Here is a 6599-nt window from a genome sequence, read left to right as displayed (position 1 = left end):
GTGGAGTTGCCCCCTGGGGCCGGACACCTTGATTCCAGACAGTGGTCTGGAGGGAGGATGTCCTGGTGTCTCGCAGGTCGAAGTATCCGGAGCAGTTCCGTCGTGACGCGGTCGAGCTGGTCAACTCCAGTGACCGGCCGTTGCGGCAGATCGCTAGGGAGCTGGGGGTTAACCACGAGACGCTGCGCTCGTGGGTGAACACCGCCAAGCAGGCCACCGAGGCCGGCCCGCCAGCAGAGGACCCGGCCACCCTCGATGAGGTGGCGCGGTTGCGTAAACAGGTCGCTGAGCTGCAGAAAGAGAAGGAGATCCTGCGGAAAGCGGCCGCCTATTTTGCGCGCGAGATGGATCGATGATCTACCGCTACCGGTTCATCTCCGAACACCGCACCGAGTTCGGTGTGCAGCGGTTGTGCCAGGTCCTGGGCCTGCGCCGGCAGGGCTTCCACGAATGGGTCGCCGCCGAAGCCGGCCGTGCCCGGCGGGCCGAGGCCGAGGCCGACCTGGTGCAGGTGATCGCCGGGATCCATGCCGAGCACCGCGGTGCCTACGGCGTCCCGCGGATCACCGCCGAACTCCACCGCCGCGGGATCGTGGTGAATCACAAGCGGGTCGAGCGGCTGATGCGCGAACACGGGCTGGCCGGGATCACCCGCCGCAAACGCCGCACCACCACCCGACCCGCGGCCGGGCCGGTCACCCCAGCCGGCGATCTGATCCGCCGGGACTTCACCGCCACCGCACCCGGGACCCGGTTGGTCGGGGACATCACCTGCCTGCCCACCTTCCAAGGCTGGCTCTACCTGGCCACCGTCATCGACCTGCACACCCGCGAAATCATCGGCCACGCCATGGCCGACCACATGCGCACCACCCTGGTCTGCGACGCCATAGACCTCGCCACCGCCCGCGGCCTCATCCAGCCTGATGCGGTGTTTCACTCCGACCGCGGCGTCCAATACACCTCCGGCCAGTTCCGCACCGCCCTCGCCGAGCACCGGATCCGCCCGTCGGTCGGGCGGGTCGGGTCCTGCTACGACAACGCCGTCGCCGAAGCCTTCTTCGCCACCCTCAAAACCGAGATCGGTGTCTCGATCTGGCCCACCCGCGCCCAAGCCCGCCACGACGTGTTCACCTGGCTGCAGTACTACAACCACCACCGGCTGCACTCCACCATCGGCCACCACACCCCAGCCGAAACCCGAACCAACTACGCTCAGGCCCTAGCTGCCTGAAACCCCGTGTCCGCCCCACCGGGGCAACTCCACGTGATTGAGCGGGCATCACGTGTGGCTCGACGGGCATCACGTGTGCCGGAACAGGAACCGCCGGGGCCCGGGCGCGGCAGCCTGATTCCCCTCCAATCACGCGTGATGCCTCCCCAGACACGTGTGATGCCCCGGCAATCACGCGTGATGCCCGGTTGAGCACGCGGACTCGCCGTACGGAAAGCCGTGGTACTACTCGCGGGGCCGTTCGCGGATCTGCCACCGCCCCGACTTGTAACTCCAGTCCGTGCTGGTGTCGTTGCCCAGCACCGAAACCTTCGACGGGACCAGGACGTCGCCCTGGCTCCGGCTCGTCTGCAGCTTGACCTCGGTGATCTGGACGTCGCGGAAGCTCGCGCGGACCTGGTCGGACATGCGGTCGTAGAGGACGTGGACCGCCGCCGGGCAGTCGGGGGCGTGGACCTTGGCCGCGAACTCGATTGCCGTTCGGGACTCGAGGAGGCCGCAGATGATGCCCGTGTTGCCCGTGCTCCACGCGTCGAGGTACGCGCGGGCCGCTTCGCGGAGGCCTGCCTCGTCCTGGCTCGTGCCGATCGAGCCGAGTTCGCCGGTGCCCGGCTGGTCGTCGCCGCAGCCTGCCGCCAGTGTCAGGACGATCGCCGCGATGAACAGTCCGCGTCGCATGGTTCCCCCCGGTCGCCTTTTCCGCCGGGCGCGACCTTAGCGCGGAACCTGCCGGGCCTGCCCGGGAAAAGTACCCACAGCCCGTTTCAGCCCGGGATGCGACGGGCATTACCGGCCACCAAGCCGGAATCCGCCGGTACCGCGAACGTCGCAGCGGCAGGGACCGTTCGGCCCCGCCGCGGAAACGAGGCCGTCATGCTCGCCATTCTCGCCGCCGTGCTCTTCGGGCTCGCCCTGCTCATGGAACTGGCCGGGTTCGGGCTCGGCCCCGTCGTCACGACCGGGACGCTCACCACCGCCGGCCTGCTCTGCGTCGCCCTGCACCTGGCCGGTGTCGCCACCGACCGGTCGCGGTTCACCCGGCGGCGTCGCCGGCGGTGACCTCGGCCGCGCGGCGCAGCACCTGGGCGAACACCTCGGGTGACTGGGCGCCCGCGACGCCGAACCTGCGGTCGATCACGAAGAACGGCACCCCGGTCGCGCCCAGCGCCCTGGCCTGCTCGCCGTCCGCCGCGACTTCGGCTTCGTAGGCGTCCGATTCGAGCGTCGCGCGGGCCTCCGCCGCGTCCAGCCCGGCCTCCGCCGCCAGCTCGACCAGCGAGTCGCGGTCGAACAGCGACCGCCGCTCGGTGAAGTGGGCGCGGTAGAAGCGGTCGACGACGGCGTCGGCCAGCCCGTGGCCTGCCGCGAGGTGGACCAGGCGGTGGCCGTCGACGGTGTTGCCCATGTGGACGCCGTCGAGGTGGTACTCGAGGCCGTCGGCGGCGGCGCGCTGTTCCATCTGCGCCTCCATCTCGTCGGCTTCCTCGAGCGTCCGGCCGTACTTCTCGGCCAGCACCTCGCGCGTCGGCCGCGACGTCCCCCGCGGGAACGACGGGTCGAGCTGGAACGAGTGATGCACCACCTCGACCTCGACGCCGGTTTCGGCGACCGCCCGCTCGAAGCGGCGTTTGCCGAGATAGCACCAGGGACAGACCAGATCGGACCAGATGTCGACTCGCACCCGGCCACGCTAACCCGCGACACCGCGCGCACTTCAAGGTAACCGGCCGCGACCTGCGGACTAGGGTGGGCCGGTGACCGTCTCGACCGACGACATCGTCCGGCACGCGGCGCGGCTGCTGGCCGCGGGCACCCGCCTCGACCTCGGCCGGATGGCGGCCGAGCTGGGGATCTCGCGCACGACGTTCTTCCGGCGCGTCGGCAACCGCGAAGACCTCATGGGCGCGGGGCTGCGGCTGATGTCCGACCGGACGTGGCAGCGCGCCCTCGACGCCTGGCGCGCGGCACACGGCGACGCGGTCCGCTCGCCGGACGGACGGCTGCGGTGCCTGTGGATCATGGAGCGGTACCGCCGCGAGGTCGCCGGCAGCGACGGCATGCGCAAGCTGATCGAGGCGGAGCCGGGGGTGGCGCTGCGCGTGCTGACCGACCCGCGCGGCGCGGTCCAGCCGGTGCTGGTCGACGCGCACGTCGAGCTGTTCCGCGCGGACGCGGCCGCGGCCGGGCTCACGCCGCTGGTCGGCCTGCCGGACCTGGCGTTCGCGGTGGTGCGGCTGGGCGAGTCGTTCCTGTACTCCGACGTCCTGGCCGCGCGGACGGTGGACCTGGCGGTCGCGACGACCCTGGTGGACACCCTGGTGCGGGGTGCGCTGGAGCCTGCCGCCCGCTGACCGCACCGCGCCCTGCCGCCGTCGCCCGCCGTGGTGCCGTGCCGAACGACATGAACGACTCGTTCATGTCATCTGACGACATGAACGAGTCGTTCATGTCGTCAGAAGCCGCGGCCACCCGCGTGAGCGACCGCCCAGTTCGTCAACCACTCACCCGTACGGAGGATGTGGAACATTTCGCCGAGGTGTTTCATATCTCCCACGGGAAAGCGGTTACCGCCGCCCCTGTTCGCGTTGCCGCACCACGGTTGTCTCGATCCGCCCGTCCGTGTCCGGGCGTGCTTTCGCCTGCCCGGGGAAAGAGAGCGAGTCATGTCCGCACTCACCAGCCCGCCGACGTCGTCAGGCCTGGGTGAGAAAGTTTCCCGCCGCCGCCCGTGGCGGTCCAGGGCCGCCGGTGTCGTGCTGGCCGCCTTGGCGCTGACCACCGGCGTCGCCGCGCCGGCTCCCGCTGCCGCCAACCCCTACGAACGCGGTCCCGACCCCACGACCGCCAGCATCGAGGCCACCCGTGGCCCCTTCGCGACCAGCACGATCACCGTTTCGCGGCTGGCCGTCACCGGTTTCGGCGGCGGCACCATCTACTACCCGACGACCACGACCGCCGGCACGTTCGGCGCCCTCTCGATCGCGCCCGGCTTCACCGCCACCCAGTCGAGCATCGCCTGGCTGGGCCCACGCCTGGCGTCACAGGGCTTCGTGGTCTTCACCATCGACACCCTCACCACCAGCGACCAGCCCGACAGCCGCGGCAGGCAGCTGCTGGCCTCGCTGGACTACCTGACCCAGCAGAGCGCGGTGCGCTCGCGCATCGACAGCACCCGGCTCGGCGTCGTCGGCCACTCGATGGGCGGCGGCGGCACGCTCGAAGCGGCGCGCTCGCGCCCGTCGCTGCAGGCCGCGGTGCCGCTGACCGGCTGGAACCTCACCAAGAACTGGTCGACCCTGCAGGTGCCGACGCTCGTCGTCGGCGCCGAAGCGGACACCATCGCGCCGGTGGCGTCGCACTCGATCCCGTTCTACACGAGCCTGCCGTCCACTCTGGACCGTGCCTACCTCGAACTGCGCGGCGCCAGCCACTTCGCGCCGAACTCGCCCAACACGACGATCGCGAAGTACACGCTGTCGTGGCTCAAGCGCTTCATCGACAACGACACGCGGTACGAGCAGTTCCTCTGCCCGCTCCCGCGGCCCGATCTGTCCATTTCGGACTATCGCGGCAACTGCCCGCACAACGGCTAGCCGGGTGGCCCCGGGCCACCCGGGGCCATCCCATTCCGTGGAACACCCGGCGGGCGGGAGCAGAATCGGCAGGGTGTCCCGTCCTCTGCGGAAGCTCGGCTTCCTGACCATCGGCCTGTTCGACCCGGCCGACCCGCGCCGCGGCCACGAATCCACCCTGGAGATCATCGAGCTGGGCGAACGGCTCGGGTTCGACAGCGCCTGGGTGCGGCACCGGCACCTGCAGCACGGCATCTCCTCGCCGGTGGCCGTGCTGGCCGCCGCGTCGCAGCGGACCAGCCGGATCGAGCTGGGGACCGCCGTCATCCCGCTCGGCTGGGAGAACCCGCTGCGGCTCGCCGAGGACCTCGCCACCGTCGACCTGCTCTCCGGCGGACGGCTCAACCCCGGCGTCAGCGTCGGCCCGCCGCTGCGCTGGGACGACGTCAAGCACGCCCTCTACCCGGACACCGCCGACGTCGAGGACTTCGGCTACGACCGCGTCCGGCGGCTGCTGGACTTCGTCCGCGGCGAGCCCGCCACGGGCTTCAGCGGGACGCAGGGCTTCGAGGTCTTCTCCGACCGCGTCCAGCCGCAGTCCCCCGGCCTCGCCCGCCGCCTGTGGTACGGCGGGGGCAGCCTGCGCTCGGCCGAGTGGGCGGGCAAGCACGCCATGAACTTCCTGACCAGCAGCGTGGTCAGGGCCGAAGCCGACAGCACGGACTTCGCCGAGATCCAGCTGTCCCTCATCCGGACGTTCCGCGCGCATCACCCGGACGGCGAGGCCGCGCGCGTCTCGCAGGGCCTGGTGGTCATCCCGACCGACAGCGCGACGCCGCGGCAGCGCGCCAAGTACGAGGAGTACGCCCAGGCACGGCTGCCGCGCACGGCCGAACCGCAGGGCCCGGCGCGGATGCTGTTCTCGCCCGACTACGTCGGCACGTCGGCCGAGATCGCCGAGCGGCTGCGCGAGCAGGCCGCGTTCCGCGAGGTCGACGAGGTGGCGTTCGCCCTGCCGTTCACCTTCGACCACGAAGACTACGTGCAGATCCTCACCGACATCGCCGGACGGCTCGGCCCCGAACTCGGGTGGCGCGGCTGACTACTGGGTGGTGCCCGGCGTCAGCACCTTGTCGATCACGAAGACCGTGGCGTTCTTGGTGGGGATGTTGCCGCACAGGATCTTCGCGCCGTTGACGGTCATGTTCTCGCCGGAGCCCTCGATCTTCAGCGGACCGCCGGCGGTGTTCAACGACTCGACCGTGCCCGCGGCGGCGAGCCCCTTGGCGTCGTAGCGCTTGCCGACGACGTGGTACTGCAGGATCGGCGCCAGCTGGTCCGGCTTGCCCGCCAGCTCGGTGAACTTGGCGTCGCCCAGCGCGGCGAACGCCGGGTCGGCCGGGGCGAACACCGTGATGGCCTGCTGGCTGTTGAGGGTGTCGACCAGGTTGGTGGCCTTGACCGCGGCCACCAGCTTGGTCAGCAACGGGTTGGTCGACGCGGCGGAGGCGACCGGCTGCGGGCCCATCGAGTCCAGCGAACCGGGCGCGGAACCCTGCGGCAGCTGCGAGCAGGCCGGGCCGAAGACGTCGGCGTTGGTGGTCACGCCGTCCGCGGAACCGGAGGCCATGCTGGTGGCCGGGGCGGGCACCGAGGACGACGAGGCCATCGAGCTGCCCGAGGAAGCGGTGTCGCTGCTGCTGCATGCGGTCAGCGAAAGCGCGGCGACGGCGGCGGCACCGATTCCGGCGACACGAAGCTTGGTCACGAAAATCACTCCAATTGGCGGCTGA

General features: G+C 70.8%; 9 protein-coding genes. 6 read left to right on the top strand and 3 right to left on the bottom strand.

The features are described from left to right. The first annotated feature begins 65 nt into the window (after positions 1–65). Together ABJI51_RS23795 and ABJI51_RS23790 are read left to right on the top strand one after the other, a co-directional pair. Positions 66–356, top strand: coding sequence for a transposase (locus ABJI51_RS23795; RefSeq protein ID WP_348953522.1), 291 nt, complete (start codon positions 66–68; stop codon positions 354–356). Continuing rightward, positions 353–1234 carry an IS3 family transposase gene (locus tag ABJI51_RS23790; protein ID WP_348953521.1) on the top strand — a complete coding sequence of 294 codons (882 nt, stop codon included), beginning with the start codon at positions 353–355 and terminating at the stop codon, positions 1232–1234. Before ABJI51_RS23795 ends, ABJI51_RS23790 begins: the two co-directional genes overlap by 4 nt. A 225-nt stretch (positions 1235–1459) precedes the next feature. On the opposite strand, the gene ABJI51_RS23785 is transcribed toward ABJI51_RS23790, so the two are convergent. Then, positions 1460–1912 (bottom strand): hypothetical protein, encoded by a 453-nt coding sequence (locus ABJI51_RS23785; protein WP_348953520.1) that lies wholly within the window; start codon positions 1910–1912, stop codon positions 1460–1462. Between the two features lie 195 nt (positions 1913–2107). On the opposite strand from ABJI51_RS23785, the gene ABJI51_RS23780 reads away from it, so the two are divergent. After that, positions 2108–2293, top strand: coding sequence for a hypothetical protein (locus tag ABJI51_RS23780; RefSeq protein WP_348953519.1), 186 nt, complete (start codon positions 2108–2110; stop codon positions 2291–2293). Here ABJI51_RS23780 and ABJI51_RS23775 read toward each other — a convergent pair. Beyond that, positions 2268–2903, bottom strand: a complete 636-nt coding sequence (locus ABJI51_RS23775) for a DsbA family oxidoreductase (RefSeq protein ID WP_348953553.1) — start codon at positions 2901–2903, stop codon at positions 2268–2270. The two genes, ABJI51_RS23780 and ABJI51_RS23775, sit on opposite strands and share 26 nt — an antisense overlap. An 85-nt stretch (positions 2904–2988) precedes the next feature. Here ABJI51_RS23775 and ABJI51_RS23770 point away from each other — a divergent pair, with 85 nt between their 5' ends. From ABJI51_RS23770 to ABJI51_RS23760, 3 genes are all read left to right on the top strand, one after another. Continuing rightward, positions 2989–3585, top strand: a complete 597-nt coding sequence (locus ABJI51_RS23770) for a QsdR family transcriptional regulator (protein ID WP_348953518.1) — start codon at positions 2989–2991, stop codon at positions 3583–3585. Positions 3586–3897: 312 nt separating this feature from the next. Next, positions 3898–4827 carry a bis(hydroxyethyl) terephthalate hydrolase gene (gene bdeA / locus ABJI51_RS23765; protein ID WP_348953516.1) on the top strand — a complete coding sequence of 310 codons (930 nt, stop codon included), beginning with the start codon at positions 3898–3900 and terminating at the stop codon, positions 4825–4827. 73 nt (positions 4828–4900) lie between these two features. Next, positions 4901–5908, top strand: coding sequence for an LLM class flavin-dependent oxidoreductase (locus ABJI51_RS23760; RefSeq protein ID WP_348953515.1), 1008 nt, complete (start codon positions 4901–4903; stop codon positions 5906–5908). Here the strand turns inward: ABJI51_RS23760 and ABJI51_RS23755 are convergent, their stop codons facing one another. After that, positions 5909–6574 (bottom strand): fasciclin domain-containing protein, encoded by a 666-nt coding sequence (locus tag ABJI51_RS23755; protein WP_348953514.1) that lies wholly within the window; start codon positions 6572–6574, stop codon positions 5909–5911. Between the last annotated feature and the right edge of the window lie 25 nt (positions 6575–6599).

Origin of the sequence: Amycolatopsis melonis (assembly GCF_040064235.1) — a bacterium.
In the GTDB taxonomy this organism is placed as follows: domain Bacteria; phylum Actinomycetota; class Actinomycetes; order Mycobacteriales; family Pseudonocardiaceae; genus Amycolatopsis; species Amycolatopsis melonis.
The sequence above is the reverse complement of the archived record's forward strand: the minus strand, read 5'-3'. Positions and strand labels throughout refer to the sequence as shown.

Coding starts and splice junctions, on each gene's coding strand:
- ABJI51_RS23790 (WP_348953521.1), top strand. CDS start 353: ATGATCTACCGCTACCGGTTCATCTCCGAACACCGCACCGAGTTCGGT.
- ABJI51_RS23785 (WP_348953520.1), bottom strand. CDS start 1,912: ATGCGACGCGGACTGTTCATCGCGGCGATCGTCCTGACACTGGCGGCA.
- ABJI51_RS23780 (WP_348953519.1), top strand. CDS start 2,108: ATGCTCGCCATTCTCGCCGCCGTGCTCTTCGGGCTCGCCCTGCTCATG.
- bdeA (WP_348953516.1), top strand. CDS start 3,898: ATGTCCGCACTCACCAGCCCGCCGACGTCGTCAGGCCTGGGTGAGAAA.